18 protein-coding genes are annotated in these 21783 nt (G+C 63.1%); 15 read left to right on the top strand and 3 right to left on the bottom strand.

Annotation, left to right across the window (positions count from 1 at the left end):
- The first annotated feature begins 86 nt into the window (after positions 1 to 86).
- Genes dusB through purH form a run of 3 tightly spaced genes read left to right on the top strand, consistent with a single transcriptional unit; the run spans position 87 to position 3002 of the window.
- Positions 87 to 1157 (top strand): tRNA dihydrouridine synthase DusB, encoded by a 1071-nt coding sequence (gene dusB / locus PSV40_RS22460; RefSeq protein WP_300542114.1) that lies wholly within the window; start codon positions 87 to 89, stop codon positions 1155 to 1157.
- Positions 1154 to 1390 (top strand): Fis family transcriptional regulator, encoded by a 237-nt coding sequence (locus PSV40_RS22455; protein WP_300542112.1) that lies wholly within the window; start codon positions 1154 to 1156, stop codon positions 1388 to 1390. The genes dusB and PSV40_RS22455 overlap by 4 nt, the downstream gene beginning before the upstream one ends.
- Before the next feature lie 40 nt (positions 1391 to 1430).
- The gene (gene purH, locus PSV40_RS22450) at positions 1431 to 3002 is read left to right on the top strand and encodes a bifunctional phosphoribosylaminoimidazolecarboxamide formyltransferase/IMP cyclohydrolase (RefSeq protein WP_300542110.1); all 1572 of its coding nucleotides are present in this window, start codon (positions 1431 to 1433) and stop codon (positions 3000 to 3002) included.
- A gap of 135 nt (positions 3003 to 3137) precedes the next feature.
- Here purH and hemL read toward each other — a convergent pair whose 3' ends face one another.
- The gene (gene hemL / locus PSV40_RS22445; protein WP_300542108.1) at positions 3138 to 4454 is read right to left on the bottom strand and encodes a glutamate-1-semialdehyde 2,1-aminomutase; all 1317 of its coding nucleotides are present in this window, start codon (positions 4452 to 4454) and stop codon (positions 3138 to 3140) included.
- Positions 4438 to 5355, bottom strand: a complete 918-nt coding sequence (locus tag PSV40_RS22440) for a bifunctional hydroxymethylpyrimidine kinase/phosphomethylpyrimidine kinase (protein WP_300542106.1) — start codon at positions 5353 to 5355, stop codon at positions 4438 to 4440. The genes hemL and PSV40_RS22440 overlap by 17 nt, the downstream gene beginning before the upstream one ends.
- Before the next feature lie 122 nt (positions 5356 to 5477).
- Between PSV40_RS22440 and PSV40_RS22435 the strand changes: the two genes are divergently transcribed.
- The 6 genes from PSV40_RS22435 to PSV40_RS22410 all read left to right on the top strand — a co-directional run bounded on the left by PSV40_RS22435 (position 5478) and on the right by PSV40_RS22410 (position 15552).
- On the top strand, positions 5478 to 5651 hold the full coding sequence (locus tag PSV40_RS22435; RefSeq protein WP_293593722.1) for a rubredoxin: 174 nt from the start codon (positions 5478 to 5480) through the stop codon (positions 5649 to 5651).
- 78 nt (positions 5652 to 5729) lie between these two features.
- Positions 5730 to 6128 carry a response regulator gene (locus PSV40_RS22430; protein WP_096699843.1) on the top strand — a complete coding sequence of 133 codons (399 nt, stop codon included), beginning with the start codon at positions 5730 to 5732 and terminating at the stop codon, positions 6126 to 6128.
- The gene (locus PSV40_RS22425) at positions 6128 to 6493 is read left to right on the top strand and encodes a response regulator (RefSeq protein ID WP_300542104.1); all 366 of its coding nucleotides are present in this window, start codon (positions 6128 to 6130) and stop codon (positions 6491 to 6493) included. The genes PSV40_RS22430 and PSV40_RS22425 overlap by 1 nt, the downstream gene beginning before the upstream one ends.
- 23 nt (positions 6494 to 6516) lie before the next feature.
- Positions 6517 to 7047 (top strand): chemotaxis protein CheW, encoded by a 531-nt coding sequence (locus PSV40_RS22420; protein WP_300542102.1) that lies wholly within the window; start codon positions 6517 to 6519, stop codon positions 7045 to 7047.
- 30 nt (positions 7048 to 7077) lie between these two features.
- Entirely contained in the window at positions 7078 to 9342 is a 2265-nt protein-coding gene (locus PSV40_RS22415) for a methyl-accepting chemotaxis protein (RefSeq protein ID WP_300542100.1), read from the top strand.
- A gap of 57 nt (positions 9343 to 9399) precedes the next feature.
- On the top strand, positions 9400 to 15552 hold the full coding sequence (locus PSV40_RS22410; protein WP_300542098.1) for an Hpt domain-containing protein: 6153 nt from the start codon (positions 9400 to 9402) through the stop codon (positions 15550 to 15552).
- A gap of 67 nt (positions 15553 to 15619) precedes the next feature.
- Here the strand turns inward: PSV40_RS22410 and PSV40_RS22405 are convergent, their stop codons facing one another.
- Positions 15620 to 17104, bottom strand: coding sequence for a deoxyribodipyrimidine photo-lyase (locus PSV40_RS22405; RefSeq protein WP_300542096.1), 1485 nt, complete (start codon positions 17102 to 17104; stop codon positions 15620 to 15622).
- Positions 17105 to 17217: 113 nt separating this feature from the next.
- Here PSV40_RS22405 and PSV40_RS22400 point away from each other — a divergent pair, with 113 nt between their 5' ends.
- The 6 genes from PSV40_RS22400 to PSV40_RS22375 are packed head-to-tail and all read left to right on the top strand — an operon-like array spanning position 17218 to position 21777.
- Complete coding sequence (locus PSV40_RS22400; protein WP_300542094.1) at positions 17218 to 17805, top strand: YqgE/AlgH family protein; 588 nt, start codon at positions 17218 to 17220, stop codon at positions 17803 to 17805.
- Positions 17802 to 18218 carry a Holliday junction resolvase RuvX gene (gene ruvX, locus PSV40_RS22395; RefSeq protein WP_300542092.1) on the top strand — a complete coding sequence of 139 codons (417 nt, stop codon included), beginning with the start codon at positions 17802 to 17804 and terminating at the stop codon, positions 18216 to 18218. The genes PSV40_RS22400 and ruvX overlap by 4 nt, the downstream gene beginning before the upstream one ends.
- Positions 18215 to 18727: a bifunctional pyr operon transcriptional regulator/uracil phosphoribosyltransferase PyrR gene (gene pyrR, locus PSV40_RS22390; protein ID WP_300542090.1), complete on the top strand. Its 513-nt coding sequence runs from the start codon at positions 18215 to 18217 to the stop codon at positions 18725 to 18727. Before ruvX ends, pyrR begins: the two co-directional genes overlap by 4 nt.
- Before the next feature lie 58 nt (positions 18728 to 18785).
- Positions 18786 to 19748, top strand: a complete 963-nt coding sequence (locus PSV40_RS22385) for an aspartate carbamoyltransferase catalytic subunit (protein WP_300542088.1) — start codon at positions 18786 to 18788, stop codon at positions 19746 to 19748.
- On the top strand, positions 19745 to 21037 hold the full coding sequence (locus tag PSV40_RS22380; protein WP_300542086.1) for a dihydroorotase: 1293 nt from the start codon (positions 19745 to 19747) through the stop codon (positions 21035 to 21037). The genes PSV40_RS22385 and PSV40_RS22380 overlap by 4 nt, the downstream gene beginning before the upstream one ends.
- 5 nt (positions 21038 to 21042) lie before the next feature.
- The gene (locus tag PSV40_RS22375; RefSeq protein WP_300542084.1) at positions 21043 to 21777 is read left to right on the top strand and encodes a lysophospholipid acyltransferase family protein; all 735 of its coding nucleotides are present in this window, start codon (positions 21043 to 21045) and stop codon (positions 21775 to 21777) included.
- Positions 21778 to 21783: the final 6 nt, after the last annotated feature.

The following is a 21783-nucleotide window of genomic DNA, read 5'->3' as shown; positions in this document are numbered from 1 at the left end:
CCCCGTGTGCAAATTCCGATTGCTGAAATTTTGGGCAGTTACAATCATGCCTCGTTTTTGAGCATCCACACCTGCCTCCCATTCCCATGAACATCGGCCCCTACGTTTTGGCGAACAACCTGTTTGCCGCGCCGATGGCGGGTGTCACCGACCGGCCGTTCCGGCGTTTGTGCAAGGCCGGGGGGGCGGGTTATGCGGTCAGTGAAATGGTCACCTCGCGGCGTGACCTGTGGGACACGCTGAAGACCTCGCGCCGTGCCAACCACGACGGCGAGGTGGCGCCGATTGCGGTGCAGATTGCCGGCACCGATGCGCAGATGATGGCCGAGGCTGCCGCCTACAACATCGACCGCGGCGCGCAGATCATCGACATCAACATGGGCTGCCCGGCCAAGAAAGTTTGCAACAAGTGGGCCGGCTCGGCCCTGATGCAGGACGAGCCGCTGGCTTTGGCGATCGTTCAGGCCGTGGTGGCCGCCTGCGCGCCGCGCGGTGTTCCCGTGACCCTGAAAATGCGCACCGGCTGGGCCGAATCGCATAAAAACGCCGTCGCGCTGGCGCGTGCCTTTGAACGCGCGGGTGTGCAGATGCTCACCGTGCACGGCCGCACGCGTGAGCAGGGCTACAAGGGCCAGGCGGAGTACGACACGATTGCCGCCGTCAAGGCCGCGGTGGCCGTTCCGGTCGTCGCCAACGGCGACATCGACACACCAGAAAGAGCCCGCGATGTGCTGGCCTATACCGGCGCCGATGCGTTGATGGTGGGCCGTGCCGCCCAGGGGCGGCCCTGGATTTTTCGCGAAATTGCGCATTTCCTGGCGACCGGCACGCATCTTGCGCCGCCGCTGGTGGCCGAGGTCAAACGCCTGCTGCTCGATCACCTGCTGGACCACTATGCGCTGTACGGCGACTTCAGCGGCGTGAGGTCGGCGCGCAAGCACATCGGCTGGTATGTCAGGACGCTGCCGGGCGGCGAGGCTTTTCGCAGCCGCATGAACCTGCTGGAGGGCAGCGAGGCGCAGTGGCAGGCGGTGGCGGACTTTTTTGACGGGCTTGGCCTGCGCATGGACCGCATGCCCGTGGTGGGTGCCGGCACGGCGCAGCCGGCAGTCGGCGACAATGCAGAACAGAAAAAGAAGGAAGGGGAGCCCGCATGAGCAAGAAACACATAGAAGAATGCGTACGCACCAGCCTGGAAGGTTATTTCAGGGACTTGCGCGGCACGGAGCCGGACGGCATGTACGACATGATGGTGCGGGTGGTCGAAAAGCCGCTGCTGGAGGTGGTGATGCAGCATGCCGACCACAACCAGTCACGCGCGGCCGAATGGCTGGGCCTGAACCGCAACACCCTGCGCAAAAAACTCGTTGAACACAAACTGATCAAGTGACCCGGCCGTCGCACCCCATCCCAAGAAACCAAAGACACGCATGAACGCCCTGATTTCCGTCTCCGACAAAACCGGTATTGTTGACTTTGCACGCGCGCTGCACGCCCTCGGCATCAAGCTCATCTCCACCGGCGGCACCGCCAGGCTGCTGGCCGACGAAAAGCTGCCCGTGACCGAGGTCGCCGAACTGACGGGTTTCCCCGAGATGCTCGATGGCCGCGTCAAGACCCTGCACCCGATGGTGCACGGCGGCTTGCTGGCGCGCCGCGATGTGCCCGAACACATGGTCGCGCTGAAAACCCACGGCATCGACACCATCGACCTGCTGGTCGTCAACCTCTACCCGTTTGAAGCCACTGTCGCCAAGGCTGGCTGCACGCTGGAAGACGCGATTGAAAACATCGACATCGGTGGCCCGGCCATGGTGCGTTCGGCCGCCAAGAACTGGAAGGATGTTGGCGTGTTGACCGACGCCTCGCAGTACGCCGGCGTGCTGGAGGAGCTCAAGACCGCCGGCAAGCTGGCCGATGCCACCAAATTCGCCCTGTCGGTGGCGGCGTTCAACCGCATCAGCCAGTACGACGGCGCCATCAGCGACTACCTCTCCGGCATCCAGCCCGACGGCACGCACAGCCTGTTTCCCGGCCAGGCCAATGGCCGCTTCATCAAGGTGCAGGACCTGCGGTACGGCGAAAACTCGCACCAGCAGGCCGCGTTGTACCGCGACCTGTACCCGGCGCCGGGCTCGCTGGTCACGGCCAGGCAGTTGCAGGGCAAGGAGCTGTCTTACAACAACATCGCCGACGCCGATGCCGCCTGGGAGTGTGTCAAGAGTTTTAGCGGGCCGGCCTGCGTCATCGTCAAACACGCCAACCCCTGCGGTGTGGCCATCGGCGCCGATGCGCTGGAAGCCTACAGCAAGGCCTTCAAGACCGACCCGACCTCGGCCTTCGGCGGCATCATCGCGCTGAACTGCATACTCGACGAAGCGGCGGCGCAGCAGATCTCCAAACAGTTTGTCGAGGTGCTGATGGCCCCGGCCTTCACGCCCGAAGCACTCGAAGTGTTCAAAACCAAGGTCAATGTGCGGATTTTGCAGATCGACCTGCCACCGGGCGGCGACACGGCATGGCAACAGGGCCGCAACCTGATGGACGTCAAGCGCGTCGGCTCAGGCCTCTTGATGCAGACCGCCGACAACCATGAACTGGCGCTGGCCGACATCAAGGTGGTCAGCAAGCTGCAGCCGACGCCGGCCCAGCTGCAGGACCTGATGTTCGCCTGGAAGGTGGCCAAATACGTGAAGTCCAACGCCATCGTGTTTTGCGCCGATGGCATGACCATGGGCGTGGGTGCCGGACAGATGAGCCGCCTCGACTCGGCACGCATCGCCAGCATCAAGGCCGGGCATGCCGGCCTGTCGCTCAAGGGCACGGCAGTTGCGAGTGACGCCTTCTTTCCTTTCCGTGACGGTCTCGACGTGGTGGTGGATGCGGGCGCGAATTGCGTGATCCAGCCGGGCGGCAGCATGCGCGATCAGGAAGTGATCGATGCGGCCGACGAACGCGGCGTGGTGATGGTGCTCAGCGGCGTGCGGCACTTCCGGCATTGACACCGGTTTTTTATTAATAAAAGTGCCTGCATCCCTTATTCGACGGGCGCAGGCAGCTATTTAATTGATAGCGGACAGGGCGCCTGCCCGGGTTGAACTGGCCGAAGCCTGTTCTTTGGCCGGCTTGCGCGGCGTTCAGCGTGCAGCAAAAAACCGGGCCGCGGCCTCGACGGTGTCGGCGATGTCGGCCGCTGTGTGCGCCGAACTGACAAAGCCGGCTTCATACAGTGCCGGCGCGTAGTACACGCCCTGATCCAGCATCGCATGGAAGAAGCGGTTGAAGGCCGGGCTGTCGGTTGTCATCACCGTGGCGTAGTTCTGCGGCAGTTTGTCCAGCAGGAAAAAGCCGAACATGCCGCCTTCGCTGTCGCCGCAAAAAGCCACACCGGATTGGGTCGCGGCCTGGGTGAGGCCGCTGACTAGGCTGCGGGTGCGCTCGCCGAGCGCCTCATAAAAGCCGGGCTTTTGCAGTTCGCGCAGGGTTGCCAGTCCGCAGGCCGTGGCCACCGGGTTGCCCGACAGCGTGCCGGCCTGGTAGACCGAACCCAGGGGCGCCAGCAGTTCCATCACCGCGCGTGTGCCGCCAAAGGCGGCCATCGGCATGCCGCCGCCTATGACCTTGCCCAATGCGGTCATGTCGGGTTTGAAGCCGGGAATACTCTGGGCATACAGGCTTTGTGCGCCCCCCAGAGCGACGCGAAAGCCGGTCATGACTTCGTCAAACACCAGCAGCGCGCCGTATTGCGTGCAGAGTTCGCGGCAACGCTTCATGAAGGGAATGCTGGCCCGCACAAAGTTCATGTTGCCGGCAATCGGCTCGATCATCAGGCAGGCAATCTCCTTGCCGTGCAGTGAAAAAGCTTCCTCGAGCTGGGCGATGTGGTTGTACTCCAGCACCAGCGTGTGCTGCACAACTTCAGGCGGCACTCCGGCGCTGGTCGGGCTGCCAAAAGTGGCCAGGCCCGAGCCGGCTTTCACCAGCAGCGCGTCGGAGTGACCGTGGTAGCAGCCCTCGAACTTGATGATCTTGCTACGCCCGGTGGCGCCACGCGCCAGCCGGATCACGCTCATGGTTGCTTCCGTGCCGGAGCTCACCAGGCGCAGCATCTCGATGGACGGCACGAGCTTGACGATCTCTTCGGCCAGCTCCACTTCGCGTTCGGTCGGTGCGCCGTAGGAGAAACCCTCGAGCACGGCCTTTTGCACCGCTTCGACGACGGCGGGGTGTCCGTGGCCCAGGATCATCGGGCCCCAGGAGCCGATGTAGTCGATGTAGCGCTGACCGTCGGCATCCCAGAAATGGGCCCCCTGGGCTCGCTGCACGAAGCGCGGGATACCGCCGACGGCCTTGAAGGCGCGTACCGGCGAGTTGACACCGCCAGGGATCAGTTTTTTGGCGCGCTCGAACAGCGCTGCATTGCGGGACGTGTCGGGACTAGTGTTTGGTGCCATTGGTGGGTAGGTCAAAGGGGGGCAAGGGGGGCAGCGGAGCGTCCGGATCGCTGCCTTCGTCGTCAGCGTCCGTGGTGTCGTCGTCGGCCTGGGCCCAGAACAGCCGGTCAGGCACGATATTGCCCATGCCGGGATGAAAGCCGGCGTCCAGGCTGTGGTCGAGGTAGGTCAGGGCTTCGGCCGTGGCGGCCTGCAGGTTGTGGCCGTTGGCCAGCAGTGCCGTCAGGGCGGCCGTCAGCGTGTCGCCGGCGCCGGCAAACACCGCCTCGAAACGCTCGAATTTTTCGCTGTAGAGAATGGCCTGCGGTGTGGCCAGCACATTGTCAATGAACTGTTCTGGCAGGGGCACGCCGGTCACCAGCGTGTACGGCACCCCGAACTCGGAAGCGGCCTTGGCGATATCACGTGCCGACGGACTCTTGTCGCCGGTCCAGTCCGGCAGCAGCCAGCGCCACAGGCTGCTGTGGTTGCCCACCAGCACGGTGGTTTGCGGCAGCATCAGTTCGCGAAAGGCGTCGAGGTAGCTGTCGATCGCTTCTTCTTCCCACCATGACAGGTTGGGCATGTAGGCAATCAGCGGCACATCGGCATAGTCCGATGCAATTTCCGCGATCGCGCTGATGGTTTCCGGGCTTCCGACAAAACCAACCTTGATGGCGGCGACCGGCATGTCTTCCAGCGCAGTGCGGGCCTGCTCGGTGACCGCCTCTTCATCAAAGGAAACATGATCGAAAATCTCGGCCGTATCACGCACATAGGCGCCGGTAACGACCGCCAGCGCATGGGCGCCGGCCGACGCAATGGCGCTGATGTCGGCCGTCAGGCCGCCGGCGCCGCTGGGGTCGTTGGCGTTGAAGCTCATCACGCAAGCGGGAGAGGTTTCGCTGTCCTCTGTTTCCATTTGTGGGCTGTCCAGAGGAGTGGGGGTGGGGTTTGCCATAGGGCTGGAATTTTGCCTCGTAAGCGAATAAGCAACGCCGCCTCGATACAATTGTTGCATTCTATTCGAAGGCAACTTAAGCTGTGACTCAATCAATGACCTGGATGTGTTTAATTTGTGGGTGGATTTATGACGAAGCAACCGGCGCGCCGGAACACGGCATAGCGGCGGGCACGCCCTGGGCCGAGGTGCCGATGAACTGGACCTGTCCTGAATGCGGTGCGCGCAAGGAAGATTTTGAAATGGTTCAAATCTGAATGGCCGCGCCAGGTGTCTAAACAAAAAAGCGCGGTGGGCGGTGCCGGGCCGGCGGCGCGGTACAAGGAGCACAGTCAGTGAGTATTACCAGTTCGGGGCTCAAGGTCTTGGTCATCGACGACAGCAACACGATCCGGCGCAGCGCGGAGATCTTCCTGAAGCAGGGCGGCCATGAGGTGCTGCTGGCGGAGGACGGATTTGACGCGCTCTCAAAAGTCAACGACTACCTGCCCGACCTGATCTTCTGCGACATCCTGATGCCTCGTCTCGACGGCTATCAGACCTGCGCCATCATCAAGCGCAACCCGAAATTTTCCAATGTGCCGATTGTGATGCTGTCTTCCAAGGACGGTGTTTTCGACAAGGCAAGAGGCAGGATGGTCGGCTCGCAAGACTACCTGACCAAACCATTTACCAAAGACCAGTTGCTGCACACCGTTCAGGAACTGGGTAGCGCAAAACAAGGAGTAGCGTGATGACGATTAAAAAGATTCTGATTGTGGATGACTCTAAAACGGAGTTGATGTTCATGACCGACCTGCTGGTCAAAAAAGGTTTTGCCGTGAAAACCGCCGAGAACGCGGAAGACGCCTTTCGTCGGCTCGCCGAGGAAAAACCCGACCTGATCCTGATGGACGTGGTGATGCCCGGGCAAAATGGTTTCCAACTGACGCGCGCCATTACCCGGGACCCTCTGTACGCAGACGTGCCCATCATCATGTGTACCAGCAAAAATCAGGAAACCGACCGCGTCTGGGGCATGCGCCAGGGCGCCAAGGACTACATCACCAAACCGGTGGATGCCGACGACCTGATGGCCAAAATCAAGGCGCTTGGCTGATCCCGCACCGATCCCGCTAAAGCATGGCCAACCGACAAGCACTTAGAGAACTGCAAAGCCGTCTCGCCGACAGGCTGAAGGCGGCCAAGACCCAGGGTGTTTCGGCGTCCTGGCTGGCTGTTGAGGCAGGGGGCGGAAAATACCTCTTCCCCCTGAATCAGTCCGGAGAAATCTTCCCCTGGGTCAGTGCGCAGAATGTGCCCTACACGCAAGCCTGGTTTGCCGGTGTGGCCAATCTGCGTGGCGGCCTGTACGGCGTGGTTGATCTGGCGAGTTATGTGACCGGAAAAATGCCGCCTGCACGCAGTGAACTGGCGCGCACCGAGTCGCGGTTGGTGGCCCTCAACAGCGCTCTGGAGATCAATTGCGCCTTGCAGATCGACAAGCTGGCCGGCCTGCGCAACCCGGAAGCGTTCACGGACTTTGCCGAAAAATCACCTGACGCGCCTGAGTTTTTCGGCCACAGCTATGTGGATTCGAACGGTGTGCATTGGCAGGAAATCAACCTGCAGTTGCTGGCGCAACAAGCCCATTTTTTGACCATCAGCGCCTAGCGCTATCACGTTTTTCCCGGAAGGCTCACCATGTCTGTTGTCGAAAATATTCAGAAGCTGTTCAAAACAAAGTCTGCGCCACCCGAGGACAGCATGGACGGCGTCTCTCTGGACATGTCGGTGGATCCCCTGGCAACGGGGGCCATGGACGCTTCGGGTTCGGCCACCATGGCGCGCCTGGGCGACGGTCCTGAAAGCCAGTCCGCCGAAGACGTTTCCGAAAATGTTGAAGAGCTGGCCTTGCCGGTCCTGGGCCGAAGGTCCATGGGCGAGCACCAGCGGATCCTGGTGATCTTGCTCGCTTTTGCGGTCGTGGTGCTCGGTTCCGTGACTTTTGTGGCACTGAACCAGGCGGACAGGGTCGCGCAGCAGGTGGCCGCCACCGGGCAATCGCTGATGCAGTCGCAGCGGCTTGCGAAGTCCGTGTCCCAGGCGCTGGTGGGCAGTGCCCAGGCTTTTCCGGACGTGCGTGAGAGCTCGGACGTGCTGGCCAAAACCGTGCGGGGCCTCAGGTCGGGCGATGAGTCCCTGCGCCTGGAGCCGGTCGCTGATCCCCTGCAGCCGGACGTCGACACCGTGACGCCGCTGATGGAGCGCGCCGAGAAAAATGCATCCACCGTGATGGCCCAGCAGGCGATTTTGACGCAAGTGGGTAACGCGCTGCGTACCATCAACCGGCAGTCGTCGGATCTGCTTGAAATCGCCGAGACGGTGTCTTCGCTCAAGCTCCAGCAGAACGCGGCGCCCGCAGAAATTTCTGCGGCCGGCCAGCTGGTGATGTTGACCCAGCGTATCGGTAAATCCGCCAACGAATTCCTGACGATGGAAGGCGTGAGCCCCGAAGCCGTGTTCCTGCTGGGCAAGGATTTGAACTCGTTCAAGGAAATTGCACAGGGCCTGCAGGAGGGCAGCCCCGAGCTCCGCCTGGTGGGATCCAAGGACCCGCAGACCCGCGAACGGCTCGAGGCGCTGATGGCGCTGTATGAGCAGACCCGCGTGCAGGCCGGCGCAATTCTGGGCAACTTGCAGGGGCTGGTGTCGGCTCGTGAGGCCCAGGCGTCGATCATTGCCGACAGCGAACCTTTGCGTCGGGGTCTGGAAGACATTCAGGGCAAGCTGTCGTCGCAAACTGGTCTGGGTGCCGGGGCCTTGGCGACGCTGGCTGTTGCGGCTGCCTTTGCGCTGCTTTGTGCGGCAGGCCTGGCCCGTTTGCAGGTGCTGGACAGCCGGCAGCGCCAGGGTGTTGCTGAAAGCCAGCGGCTCGAAGCCAAAGGCCAGGAACAGGACGCCAAGCGCGTCAATGACGCCAACCAGGCCGCCATTTTGCGATTGATGAACGAGTTGCAGGCAGTGGCTGAAGGTGATCTGACCCAGGAAGCGACCGTGACCGAAGACATCACCGGCGCCATTGCGGACTCGGTGAACTACACGGTGGAAGAGTTGCGGCAGCTGGTGGGCAGTGTGCAGAATACGGTGACCCGGGTGGCGCAAACCACGGCCCAGGTGGAAAGCACCTCGACCGAGTTGCTGGCAGCGTCTACCGAACAGCTGCGTGAAATTCGCGAAACCGGCCAGTCAGTGCTCGACATGGCCACCCGAATCAACCAGGTGTCCAGCCAGGCCCAGGAATCTTCCCAGGTGGCACGTCAATCGCTGACCGCCGCCGAAACGGGTTTGCAGGCGGTGCAAAACGCCATCGGCGGCATGAACTCCATCCGCGACCAGATCCAGGAAACCTCCAAGCGGATCAAGCGGCTCGGTGAGTCGTCACAGGAGATTGGCGAGATCACGGAACTGATTTCGGACATTACCGAACAGACCAACGTGCTGGCGCTCAACGCTGCCATTCAGGCCGCATCCGCTGGTGAAGCCGGACGCGGCTTCTCGGTGGTTGCCGAGGAGGTGCAGCGATTGGCTGAGCGTTCCGCGGATGCAACGCGGCAGATTTCTGCGCTGGTGAAAGCCATTCAGACCGACACACAGGATGCGGTGGGCGCCATGGAGCGTTCCACGCAGGGTGTGGTCGAAGGGGCCAAACTGTCGGACAGCGCTGGTACCGCACTGTCCGAGATTGACACGGTGTCACGCCGGCTGGCTGACTTGATTGAACAGATCTCTGCCTCGACTTCCCGCGAAGCCGAATCGGCCAACGTGTTAGCCGGCAACATCCAGCACATTTTTGCGGTGACCGAGCAAACCGGAGAAGGTACGCGATCCACTGCGCAGCAGGTGCGTGATTTGTCCCGCATGGCCGAAGAACTCAGGCAGTCCGTCTCGCGATTCAAGATCGCCTGATACCTCGCTGATTTTTCCCTGTCCGTGACCTCCGATTTCTGAACCGGCCTGCTATCTATGCAATCGAACGCTCCGAATTCATCTCCTGCCGAACTCGACCTGGCCGTGAATGATCTGGGTCCATTGGCGTGGGTGCTGGACGAACTTCGAAAATCCCTGGACGGCGCTGCCAAGGCCCTGAAGCGTTTTGTGCGTGACGCCGAATTGGCACGTGGCTCCGACCTCGCGGCCCTTGATGCCAGCCAGCTGCGCATCGCGCGCCAGCAGTTGCACCAGGCCGTGGGCGCGCTGGAAATGGTTGGTTTGGGTGCGCCCGCGCTGGTACTGCGCGCGATGGAAGCAGCTGTGCAGCGGTTTGTCCAGCGGCCCGAGCAATGCAATCAGGAGGCGGCGGCGAAGGTCGAACAGGCCAGTTTTGCCCTGACCGAATACCTCGAAGGGGTGCTGGCCGACAAGCCGGTGTCTGCCATTTCGCTGTTCCCCCAGTACCGTGATGTGCAGGGGCTGGTCGGTGCTGATCGCATCCATCCGGCAGATCTCTGGGTGTACGAATGGCGCTGGATGGACCCGGCGCTGGCGGTCACGGTCAAAGCGGGCGCTTACGATGATGCGTCGAGGCAATCGCTGGACCAGCTGGTCCTGAAAATCATGCGTACGGGTGACCCGCAGGCAGCGGAGAGTTTCCGGGATATGTGTCTGGGGTTTGCCCAGGCCGAGCCTGCGGGCGAGCCCAAGGCGTTCTGGAAAATCGCAGCCGGCTATTTTGAAGCGCTGTCCCATGGTTTGCTGAAGGTGGATATCTACGTCAAACGCGCTGCATCGCGCGTGCTTCTGCAATATGCGTCCTTTGCCAAGGGCGGCACCGATGCGTCGGACAGGCTGGCCCAGGATCTGCTGTTTTTTTGCTCGCAGGCCGTGGCGACCCGTGCCGCCGATGCGCCTGTCCTGTCGGCCATTCGCGCCAGCTACGGTCTGGCCCGGTTCAAGCCGGTTGACTATGAGGCGGTTCAGTTTGGCCGTTTCGACCCCGCGCTGCTCGCGCAGGCCCGCAAACGGATTGTTTCGGCCAAGGAAACCTGGTCCTCGCTGACGGCGGGGGACGTGAGCAAGTTCAAGACGGTGGCTGACCAGTTCAGTCTGGTGACCGATTCGCTGGTCAAGCTGCATCCGCCCAGTGAGCCCCTGGCCACCGCGCTGTCTCAAGTGATTGAAGCGACGGTTCGCTCCGGCCAGGCGCCTCCCATCGAGCTGGCGCTTGAGGTGGCCACAGCCGTGCTCTACCTGGAGGCCGCTTTTGATGATCTCGATCCCGCCGACCCGCAGCTGGCGATCCGGACGGCCCGGCTGGCCCAGCGGCTCGACAGCGCGCGAAGCGGTGCCCAGGCACAGCCGCTTGAATCGTGGATGGAAGAGTTGTATCGCCGCGTCAGCGACAAACAAACCATGGGCAGTGTGGTCGGCGAACTGCGCATTTCCCTGAGCGAACTTGAAAAATCGCTGGATGTTTTTTTCCGCAACCCGCAGGAAAAAACGGCCCTGGTCGCGGTTCCCGGCCAGCTCTCGCAGATGCGTGGTGTGTTGTCCGTGCTGGGGCTGGATCAGGCCTCCCAGGCGGTACTGCGCATGCGCGAGAGCGTCGAGCAGATGCTGGTGACGGAGGTGGACGATCAGCTGGCGCGTTCCTCCGGAGCCTTTGAGCAGCTGGGCAACAACCTGGGTGCATTGAGCTTTTTGATTGACATGCTCAATTACCAGCCGGCGCTGGCGAAAAAGCTTTTTGTGTACGACGATGTCAAGGGCGAGCTCAAACCCCTGATGGGGCGTATTCACACCGCTCAGGATGCAGCCGCGGCGGTAACCGTCAACAGCGAGCTGTCCCAGGAAGTGCTGTCCGTCGTTCAGGATGCCCAGGCTGGAGATTCTGCCGAAAGTCTGAGTGTCAAACTCGATGTTCTGGCAACCCATGCGGCGCTGGCTGACCAGCCTGCGCTTGCCCAGACTGCCCGTGATGCTGCCCTGGCCGTTGCCGGGCAGGGCCCGCAGTCCAATGCGGGTTCTCTCACCAGTCTGGTGGCGGCTGCCGCGCCGGCTGCTGCGCCCGAGGCCGCGCCTGCGGGCTCGGCCACCGGCGCCGACGATTTTGAGGAAGACGACTTGCGCGATATATTCCTGGAGGAAGCGCGCGAGGTCGCAGGCCACGCGCAGGCTGCGCTTGCCGCCCTGGCCACTGAGCCGGGAGATATCGGCGAACTGACGATATTGCGCAGGGCCTTCCACACGCTCAAAGGCAGTTCGCGCATGGTCGGGCTCAACGAGTTTGGCGAAGCCGCCTGGGCCATGGAGCAAATGCTCAATGGCTGGCTGGCCGAGCAAAAACCTTCCAATGAAGAGTTCTGCACGCTGTGTGTGCAGGCCATGGACGGGTTTGCTGCCTGGATCGAGGACATTGCCTCCGGCCGTGAGACTCCCTGGACGTCCTCCGCATTTCGTGTCAGTGCCGATGCGATGCGGGGAGAGGGGCGCTTCAGCCCGCTCCAGCAGCCTGCCGTGCCGCAGGCGCCCGTTGCAGCGAGTGAGGCCCCTACCGTTGTGCAAGGACAGGACGTGGCCTCGTTGCCAGTGGTGCAGGGCACGGATCTGGATTTCGACTTCGTGATGGATGTGGAGCCCGTCGCGCCCGCCGCAACAGCGGCGCCAGCGCTGGCGGATTTACAGGGGATTGACTTTGACAGCCTGGCGGCCTTGTCGGGCCCCGCTGCAGACGTGCCAATCGCGGCGCAGGCTGCTCCTTCAGAGATCGTGTTTGAGATGGACTTCGCTGATCCGGTACCCGCTGAACAGGCGGAACCGCTAGAATTGTCGGCCAGTGATTTTGACGTGCATTTTCTGGGTCAGCCTGCCGTGGAAGAAGAACCTGTTCGGGCTCCGGCGGCCCAGCCCGAATCTGCGGCGCCACGGGACGCAGACGATTTTGTCTTTGCCATGCCGGAGCACAGTGAGATCCGGTCCACAGCGCCTGCGCGGGAAGAGGTGTCGACTGCATCGTTCGAGAGTCCTTCCGACGAAGCGGTATCCGGCGAAACGGCTGGGGATGAACAGATCAAGGTGATCGGGTCGTTGCGTATCGGCATTCCGCTCTACAACGTGTACCTCAATGAAGCTGACGAATGGTCGCGCCGGCTGGTCACCGAGGTCACGGAATGGACGATGGAGCGCGACCGCCCCATCGGCGACTCTACGCTGGCGCTAACGCATTCGTTGGCGGGCAGTTCGGCGACGGTTGGATTCGAAGCCCTGTCTGAAATGGCGCGAGCGCTGGAGAACGCCCTGCAGCAGACACAAATCCAGCACGGACAAGTCAGCGGCCGGCACAACAAGTTGTTTATCGATGCTGCCGAAGACATCCGGCGGCTGTTGCATCAGTTTGCAGCCGGCTTTCTCAAGCAGCCGGATCCCGGGATTCTTCAGGCATTGCGGGAGATTGATTTTACCGACGAAGCCAGTGAGGCTTCCGTGGTCGTCCCCAGTCCGGAGGCTGTTGAAAGTCCCGTTGCATTGCAGGAATCAGTTTCCGCGGTGGGCTCTCCGGCAGCGCCAGTGCCGCCTGCCGGCGTTCCGCTCACGGGCACGGTAGTTCCTGCACAGGAACGCCCCCTCTCGGTGACTGTCAAGGTCATTCCTGTTGCTCCTGTTGCCGCCGAGCCAAGCGCGGTTCCGGTGGCGCCAGCCATCCCCATGGCGGTGGTTGCAGCACCGGTTGCATCGTTTGCGTCTGCAGCGTTCAGTGAAGACATGGACGACGAGATCGACGCGGTCGACGTGATCGATCCGGACCTATTCCCGATTTTCGAAGAAGAAGGTGCCGAGTTGATGCCTCAACTGGGCGGCGCTCTGCGGCAATGGTCGGCCCGTCCCGACAACCATGGTGCACGCAACGAAGTGTTGCGGGCCCTGCACACCCTCAAGGGCAGTGCACGTCTGGCGGGCGCCATGCGGCTTGGCGAGATGGCCCACCGCATCGAGTCGGATATCGAGCATATGGGCTCCGATGCCGCCGCCTCGCAGGATTTTGACGCGCTGCTGACCACTTTTGACGCGATGCAGGCCAATTTTGAGGCCCTGCGCCACCCGGGCGAGACGGCCCAGGCGCTGGAGCCGCTGGCGCCACTTTCAGCTGCCGCAGTCGAGGAGGCGGGTACCCCGGCACCGGATGCCTTGGACACGGCCGCAGCATCGCCGTCCGTGCCCGCCGTTTCCGCCGAGCCGGGTTCGCGCAAAGTCATGATGTCCATGGCCCAGGCCACGGCACTGCAGCCTTTGCGTCCGGCGGCCTCGGGTTCGATACGCGTGCGTTCGCAATTGCTGGACCGCATGGTCAATCAGGCCGGCGAGGTGATGATCACGCGGTCGCGCCTGGAAGCCGAGCTGAACCAGTTGCGCGGCTCGCTCAACGACTTGAGCGGCAACTTGAACCGCCTGCGCGGGCAGCTGCGTGACGTGGAAATGCACTCTGAAACGCAGATGCAGTCGCGCCTGCAACAGGCCAAGGAAGCGCAGCTCGGCTTTGACCCGCTGGAATTCGACCGTTTTACGCGTGTGCAGGAACTGACCCGCATGATGGCCGAGTCGGTCAACGACGTTGCGACCGTGCAGCGCACCTTGCAGCGTACGGTGGAGGCGACCGAGGACGATCTGATCGCCCAGGCACGTCAGACGCGCGAATTGCAGCGCGATCTGCTGCGCACCCGCATGGTGGAGTTTGAGGGTATTTCCGAGCGCCTGTACCGCGTGGTGCGCCAGGCCTCGAAGGAAACCGGCAAGCAGGTCCGGCTGGACCTGCAGGGCGGCACGATCGAGATGGACCGCGGCATGCTCGATCGCATGACACCGGCGTTCGAACACTTGTTGCGCAACTGCGTGGCCCACGGCATTGAAGATATGCAGACCCGTACCAACGCGGGCAAGGACCCCAGTGGCCTCATCACCGTGAGCCTGCAGCAGTCGGGCAATGACGTGTCGGTCGAATTCCGCGATGACGGCGCCGGTCTCAATCTGGAGCGTATCCGGGAGAAGGCGATTGCCTCCGGCCTGCTGGCTCCGGGCCAGCAGATCGGTGACGACGAAGCGGCCAACATGATTTTCATGCCGGGCTTCAGTACGGCGTCGCACGTGACCGAACTTTCCGGCCGGGGCATCGGCATGGACGTGGTGCGCTCCGAGGTCAACGCACTGGGCGGCCGCATTGAAACCAGCACTATTGCCGGCAAGGGAACCAACTTCAAGCTGGTGCTGCCCCTGACCACGGCGGTGACGCAGGTGGTGATGTTGCGCGCCGGCGGCTCTTCTGTCGGTGTGCCCGCCAACGTGGTCGAAACCGTGCGCCGGATTTCGGCGAAGGATTTGCAGCAGGCCTACAACAGCGGCGTGCTCGATGTCGCCGGCGAAGCGGTCCCGTTTTTCTGGTCAGGCGCCTTGCTGCAGGTTTCCCGCATGAGCAGCGAGCCCCAGGGAAAAACCGCACCGGTGGTCATTTTCCGAAGTGCCGCGCAGCGGCTGGCCCTGCACGTTGACGAGGTGCTGGGCAACCAGGAGGTGGTGGTCAAAAACCTGGGCCCGCAGCTTTCACGCCTGCCGGGTCTGGCGGGCATGTCGGTGCTGGCCTCGGGTGCCGTTGTCCTGATCTACAACCCCGTCGCACTCGCATCGGTTTACGGGCAGCAGGCGCGTGCCTGGAGCTCCGACAGCGCCGAGCCGCATATGCTCGAGCAATCGGGCGCTGCCGACGGGCGCGGTTTGTCCGTCTCCTCGCCCGTCCCGGCGACACCGCAGATTCCGCTGATTCTGGTGGTCGATGATTCGATCACGGTGCGGCGCGTGACCCAGCGCCTGCTGCAGCGTGAGGGTTATCGCGTCTCCATGGCCGCGGACGGCTTGCAGGCGCTTGAGCGCCTGCAGGAGGAGCGCCCCACGGTGGTTCTGTCCGACATTGAAATGCCACGCATGGACGGATTTGACCTGGCGCGCAACATCCGCGGCGATGCCCGTCTGCGCGATTTGCCGATCATCATGATCACCTCGCGCATTGCCGAGAAGCACCGCGAACACGCCAAGGAACTCGGGGTTGACCACTACCTGGGCAAACCTTATGCCGAAGACGAGTTGCTCAGCCTGATTCGCCACTATTGCAGCGCAGAAGCCGTAGTTTCATAGAGAAACGGGATCCAGCCCTTGCTGGACAAGCGCTAACAGCTATGAAAAGAGGAGCAAAGAGAGGCGCCTATTCTGCAGCTGTTTTTTTGACAGGCGCGTAGCGCTGCAGGGTCAGCGCCCGCGCCTCGTCATGCTGCACAACGGGGAGCGGGTAGTTCTCTCCCAGCCTCACACCGGCGGCGGCCAGCGCCACGGGCTTGGCCAGCCAGGGGCTGTGCAGGTTGGCGCCGGTCAGTCCGGCCAGCTGCGGCAGGTACTTGCAGATGAACTTCCCGTCGGCGTCGAACTTTTCGCTCTGGCTGGTCGGGTTGAAGATGCGGAAGTAGGGCTGCGCGTCGCAGCCGCTGCTGGCGGCCCATTGCCAGCCGCCGTTGTTGGACGACAAGTCAAAGTCGTTGAGTTGTTCGGCGAAATACCTTTCGCCCCAGCGCCAGTCCAGCCCCAAGTCTTTCACCAGGAAACTGGCGGTGACCATGCGCAGGCGATTGTGCATGTACCCGGTCTGGTTGAGCTGGGCCATGGCGGCATCGACCAGCGGGTAGCCGGTCCGGCCTTCACACCAGGCCCGAAACAATGCCTCGGCAGCGGGGCCCTGTTCCCAGGCGATGGCATCGTACGCGGGTTTGAAGGAACGCTCGGCCACATGCGGGAAATTGCTCAGGATCTGCGCATAAAAATCGCGCCAGATCAGCTCGCTGAGCCAGACCGCGGCACCCGGGCTGCCCTGCGCCTGCAGGCGCAGGGCGGTGCCCGCCAGCCGGCGGATGGAGACCGTGCCAAAACGCAGGTGCACCCCCAGATAACTCGGCCCCTTGACTGCAGGGAAGTCACGCGTGGCGTGGTACTGATCGATACGCGCCATGAAATCGTCAAACAGTTGCGAGCCGCCGAGACTGCCTGTGGGAATCTTCAATTCGGCAAGGTTGGTCGGCGCAAAGCCGATGTCTTCCAGTGCGGGCACGCCGGTGCGGCAGTCCGCTGGCAGGGTGGCCAGAGCGGCACCGTGGTTCTGCACCGGGTAGGGCCGCAGGTAAAAATCGTCCACTTTCCTGAGCCAGGCATTTTTGTAGGGCGTGAAAACGCTGTACGGTGTACCGCCCAGGGTCAGCACCTCCCTGCGTTCGAAGATCACGTGGTCCTTGAAGCTGTGAAACGCCTTGCCGCCCCCCGCCAGCGCCTCGCTGACCCGCGTGTCGCGTGCCAGCGCCCCGGGCTCGTCATCGTGGCTGGCAAAAACGGCTTCGGCGGCCAGCTTCTGTGCCAGCGCCAGCAGGACCTCGTCCGCCCAGCCGTGCTGCACGACCAATCCGGCATGGGACACGCCATGGTGGCGGCCCAGCTCCGCCAACTGTCTGTCCAGGTCCACCAGCGACTCTCGGATGAACTCCACACGGCGGTCGGTACGCGGCAGGGCGTCCAGGATGGCCCGGTCAAATATGAAAACGCAAAAGACCTGGCGGCAGGCCTTGAGGGCGTGGTACAGCGCCGCGTTGTCGTCGCTGCGCAGGTCGCGCCGGAACCACACCAGGCCCGTGTCGTATTTTTTATTCATGTTCCGGGACCAGTCATGGATGTGGCGGATGCTGCAGGGATAACGCACGGAGATGGCGCAACTGGCCGGTGGTTTTTCTTCCAGCGCGCACCGCCAGCGCGTAAAATTGCGTCATGGCACTGGATTCTGCACCGATCAACCTGACCCATCACTTCCTGATTGCCATGCCCGGGCTGGATGATGAGGCTTTCGCAAGAAGCGTCGTCTACATGTGCGAGCACAGCGATCGCGGCGCGCTGGGCCTGGTGATCAACAAGCCCAGCGACATCAACCTCCAGGGCCTGTTCGACAAGGTGGCCTTGCCCCTGAGGCGCGACGACCTGACCGAGTCCCTCGTGTTCCAGGGCGGGCCGGTGCAGACCGAGCGTGGTTTTGTGCTCCATGAATGCATGCTTGAAGGCAGCGAAACGGTGTACGCGTCGACCATGACCATCCCCGGCGGGCTGGAGATGACCACCTCCAAGGATGTGCTGGAAGCCCTCTCCACAGGCGCCGGGCCCCGCAAGGTGTTTGTTTCCCTGGGGTATTCGGCTTGGGGCGAAGGGCAGCTGGAGTCCGAAATTTCCGACAACAGCTGGCTCACCGTGGAGGCAGACCTCTCGCTGATTTTCGATACGCCGGTCGAGCAGCGTTACGACAAGGCGCTGATGCTGCTTGGCCTGCAGAGCTGGATGCTGTCGCCCGAGGCAGGGCACGCATGAGTGCAGTGGCTCCGCCTGTCATGGCCGCCAACCTGCAAACATTTCTGGCTTTCGATTTTGGTGTCAAACGCACCGGTGTGGCCACCGGCAACCGGCTGACGCGCACGGCGACGCCGCAAGGCAGCATCGCTGCCGGGGGGGACGCCCGTTTCGCGGCGATCGCCCTGAAAATCCGTGAGTGGCAACCCGACGCCCTGGTGGTGGGAATTCCTTTCCATCCCGACGGCGCCAGCCACGACAACACAGCACGCGCCCGGAAATTCGCCCGCCAGTTGCGCGGGCGTTTCGGCCTGCAGGTGTTCGAGGTTGACGAGCGCTACAGCACCACCGAAGCGCTGTCGCAGGGTGCGTCTGACGCGGACGCGGCGTCTGCCTGCATAATCCTCGAGCAATTTTTAAGGAGCTTTTCATGACCAGCCTGACCCTGGACGCCGAGGCGTTGTACCGCGAAGTCCTGCGCGGCATGCAGCAGCTGCTGGCGACCTATGACCGCCCGCCGCGGCTGGTGGGCGTGGCTTCCGGTGGCGTCTGGCTGGCCGAGCGCCTGCGCGCTGACCTGGCGCTGGCCGATGACATCGGTACCTTGTCCTCGGCGATGCACCGCGACGACTTCTCCCAGCGCGGCCTGTCGGCCAGCGGCCAGACCGTGCTGCCTTTTGATGTCAATGGCGCTCACCTCATCGTGCTCGATGACGTGCTCTACACCGGGCGCACCATTCGCGCCATTCTCAATGAGCTGTTTGATTATGGCCGGCCGGCCAGCGTCAAGCTGGTGGTGCTGGTGGACCGGGGTGACAGGGAGCTGCCGATACAGGCCGACTTTGCGGCTGCCCGGGTGGCCCTGCCGGCGTCCCGGTCACTCGCACTGGCACGCAGTGACGACGGCCGGTTCAGCTTCCAGGTGCAGGGGGTGACGCCATGACCGCCCGCACCGATGGTTTTCCCGCCTGCGTTCCTGCCGTCCTGCGAAAGGCCTGATTGTGTTGTACCGACGAAACCCGCAACTCAACAAGAATGGTGAGCTGATTCACCTGCTGTCCATTGAAGGTCTGCCCAAAGCGACGCTGACCCACATCCTCGATACCGCGGCCAGCTTTGTCAGCGTCAGCGACCGCGAGGTCAAAAAGGTCCCGCTGTTGCGCGGCAAGAGTGTTTTCAACCTCTTCTTCGAAAACTCCACCCGCACCCGCACGACTTTTGAAATTGCGGCGACGCGGCTGTCGGCCGATGTGATCAACCTCGACATCGCGCGCTCGTCGGCTTCCAAAGGCGAGTCGCTGCTCGACACAATCTCCAACCTGAGCGCGATGGCGGCTGACCTGTTTGTGGTGCGCCACAGCGAATCGGGCGCGCCTTACCTGATCGCGCAACACGTCGCACCGCACGTGCACGTGATCAACGCCGGCGACGGCCGCCATGCGCACCCGACGCAAGGGCTGCTGGACATGTACACCATCCGCCACTACAAGAAGGACTTCAGCAACCTCACCGTGGCAATCGTCGGCGATGTGCTGCACTCGCGCGTGGCCCGCTCCGACATCCATGCACTGACCACGCTGGGTTGCCCCGAGGTACGGGTGGTGGGCCCGAAAACCCTGGTGCCTGCCGACATGGCGCAAATGGGTGTGCGTGTCTGCCACACCCTGGAAGAGGGCATCAAGGGGGCCGACGTGATCATCATGCTCAGGTTACAGAACGAACGCATGTCCGGCGCCCTGTTGCCCAGCAGCCATGAATTTTTCAAGAGCTTCGGCCTGACCAACGACAAGCTCAAGCATGCCAAACCCGATGCCATCGTCATGCACCCCGGCCCGATCAACCGCGGCGTCGAAATCGATTCCGCCGTGGTCGATGGCGCACAAAGCGTGATCCTGCCGCAGGTCACTTTCGGCATCGCCGTCCGTATGGCGGTCATGAGCATTGTTGCCGGGAACGAAGCATGAAGATCCTCATTAAAAACGGCCGCGTCATTGATCCGGCTTCCGGCCTCGACGAAGTGGGTGATGTGGCGATTGCCGCCGGGCGCATTCTGTCGCTGAAAACCACGGTTGCAGATTTCACGCCGAACCGCACGATTGACGCCACCGGCTGCATTGTTGCGCCGGGCCTGGTGGACCTGTCGGCGCGCCTGCGCGAACCGGGTTATGAGCATGAGGGCATGCTGGAAAGCGAACTGGCAGCGGCCGTCGCCGGCGGCGTCACCAGCCTGGTTTGCCCGCCCGACACCGACCCGGTGCTTGACGAGCCGGGCCTGGTCGAGATGCTCAAGTTCCGCGCGGAGAAGCTGCACCAGTCGCGCGTGTTTCCGCTGGGCGCGTTGACGCGGGCCCTGCAGGGTGAAGCATTGACCGAAATGGTCGAACTGACGGAGGCCGGCTGTGTCGGCTTCAGCCAGGCCGAGGTGCCGCTGGCCAACACCCAGGTGTTGCTGCGCGCCTTGCAATATGCCGCCAGCTTTGGCTACACCGTCTGGCTGCGTCCGCAGGACAGCTGGCTGGGCGGGGGCGTGGCCGCCAGCGGTGCGCTGGCGACCCGGCTGGGCTTGAGCGGTGTGCCGGTGGCGGCCGAGACCATTGCGCTGCACACGTTGTTTGAGCTGATGCGCGTCACCGGCGCGCGAGTGCATGTCTGCCGTATCAGCAGTGCGGCCGGCGTGGCCTTGCTGGCCAGGGCCAAGGCCGACGGCCTGGCTGTGACGGCCGATGTGAGCATCAACAGCCTGCACCTGACGGACACCGATATTGGTTACTTCGACAGCCGCATGCGCCTGAACCCGCCGCTGCGCCAGCAGCGTGACCGCGATGCCTTGCGCCAGGCGCTGGCCGACGGCGTCATCGACGCGCTGGTGTCCGACCACACACCGGTGGAGGCCGATGCGAAGACCCTGCCTTTTGCCGAGGCCGAGCCGGGTGCCACCGGGCTGGAACTGTTGCTGGGTCTGGCCTGCAAATGGGGCACCGACAGCGGTGTGGGCCTGTCCCGCGCGCTGGCGGTCCTCACCAGTGAACCGGCCCGCGTCTTGGGCGGCGCACTGGGGACCTTTCAGGCCAGTGCCGGGCAACTGGTCAAGGGCGGCGTGGCCGACATCTGTGTGTTCAACGCGCAGGCCGAATGGACGGTGCAGCCCGATACCTTGCGCAGCCAGGGCAAACACACGCCGTTTTCCGGCTACCAGTTGCCGGCCCGTGTGTGCTGGACGCTGGTGGGCGGGCAATTCGCTTACGAGGCCTGAACGGCATGCAGGCCGTCTGGCGCCTGCTGCGCGCCCTGGCGCATATTGCGGTCGGCATGTGGACCATCCTGACGCTGTTTCCCCGGCTCGGGCAGCCGGCGAAAGAAGCCCGGGTCCAGGTCTGGGCCCTGGCCATGTTGAAGATCGTCGGCATCGAGCTGCTTGTCAGGGGTTCACCCGTGGCGGTGGGGCCGGCCCTCTTGGTGGCCAACCACCTTTCCTGGCTGGATATCGTGGTGCTGCATGCCTCGCGTTACTGCCGTTTTGTTTCCAAGTCGGATATCAAGCACTGGCCGCTGGTCGGTACGCTGGCCGGCGGTGCCGGTACCCTGTACATAGAGCGGGATTCCAGGCGGGATGCCCATCGCGTGGTGCACCACATGACCCGGCAGCTTCGGCTCGGGGACGTGCTCGCCGTGTTCCCCGAGGGAACGACGGGCGACAGCACCCGCCTCAAGCCCTTTCATGCCAACCTGCTGCAGGCAGCGATTTCGGCGGACGCTCCGGTGCAGCCGGTCGCCCTGCGCTTTGTGGACGCCGATACGGGGCAGACCTGTTTTGCGCCGCGTTACATCGATGACGATTCGATTTTCGTGTCGATCTGGGAAACCCTGAACGTGCGCCATCTTCGCGCCGAGGTCACTTTCGGGGAACTCCAGCCCTGCCATGGCCGGGACCGGCGCACCTGGGCGGCCGATCTGCAGCGCGAAGTGGAGCGCCTGCTGCGCGACGGCCCTTAGAACAAG

It is taken from the genome of Polaromonas sp., assembly GCF_029945925.1.
Classification (GTDB): Bacteria; Pseudomonadota; Gammaproteobacteria; order Burkholderiales; family Burkholderiaceae_C; genus Polaromonas.
Note: the sequence above shows the minus strand (reverse complement) of the source record. Positions and strands in the feature narration are given on the sequence as shown.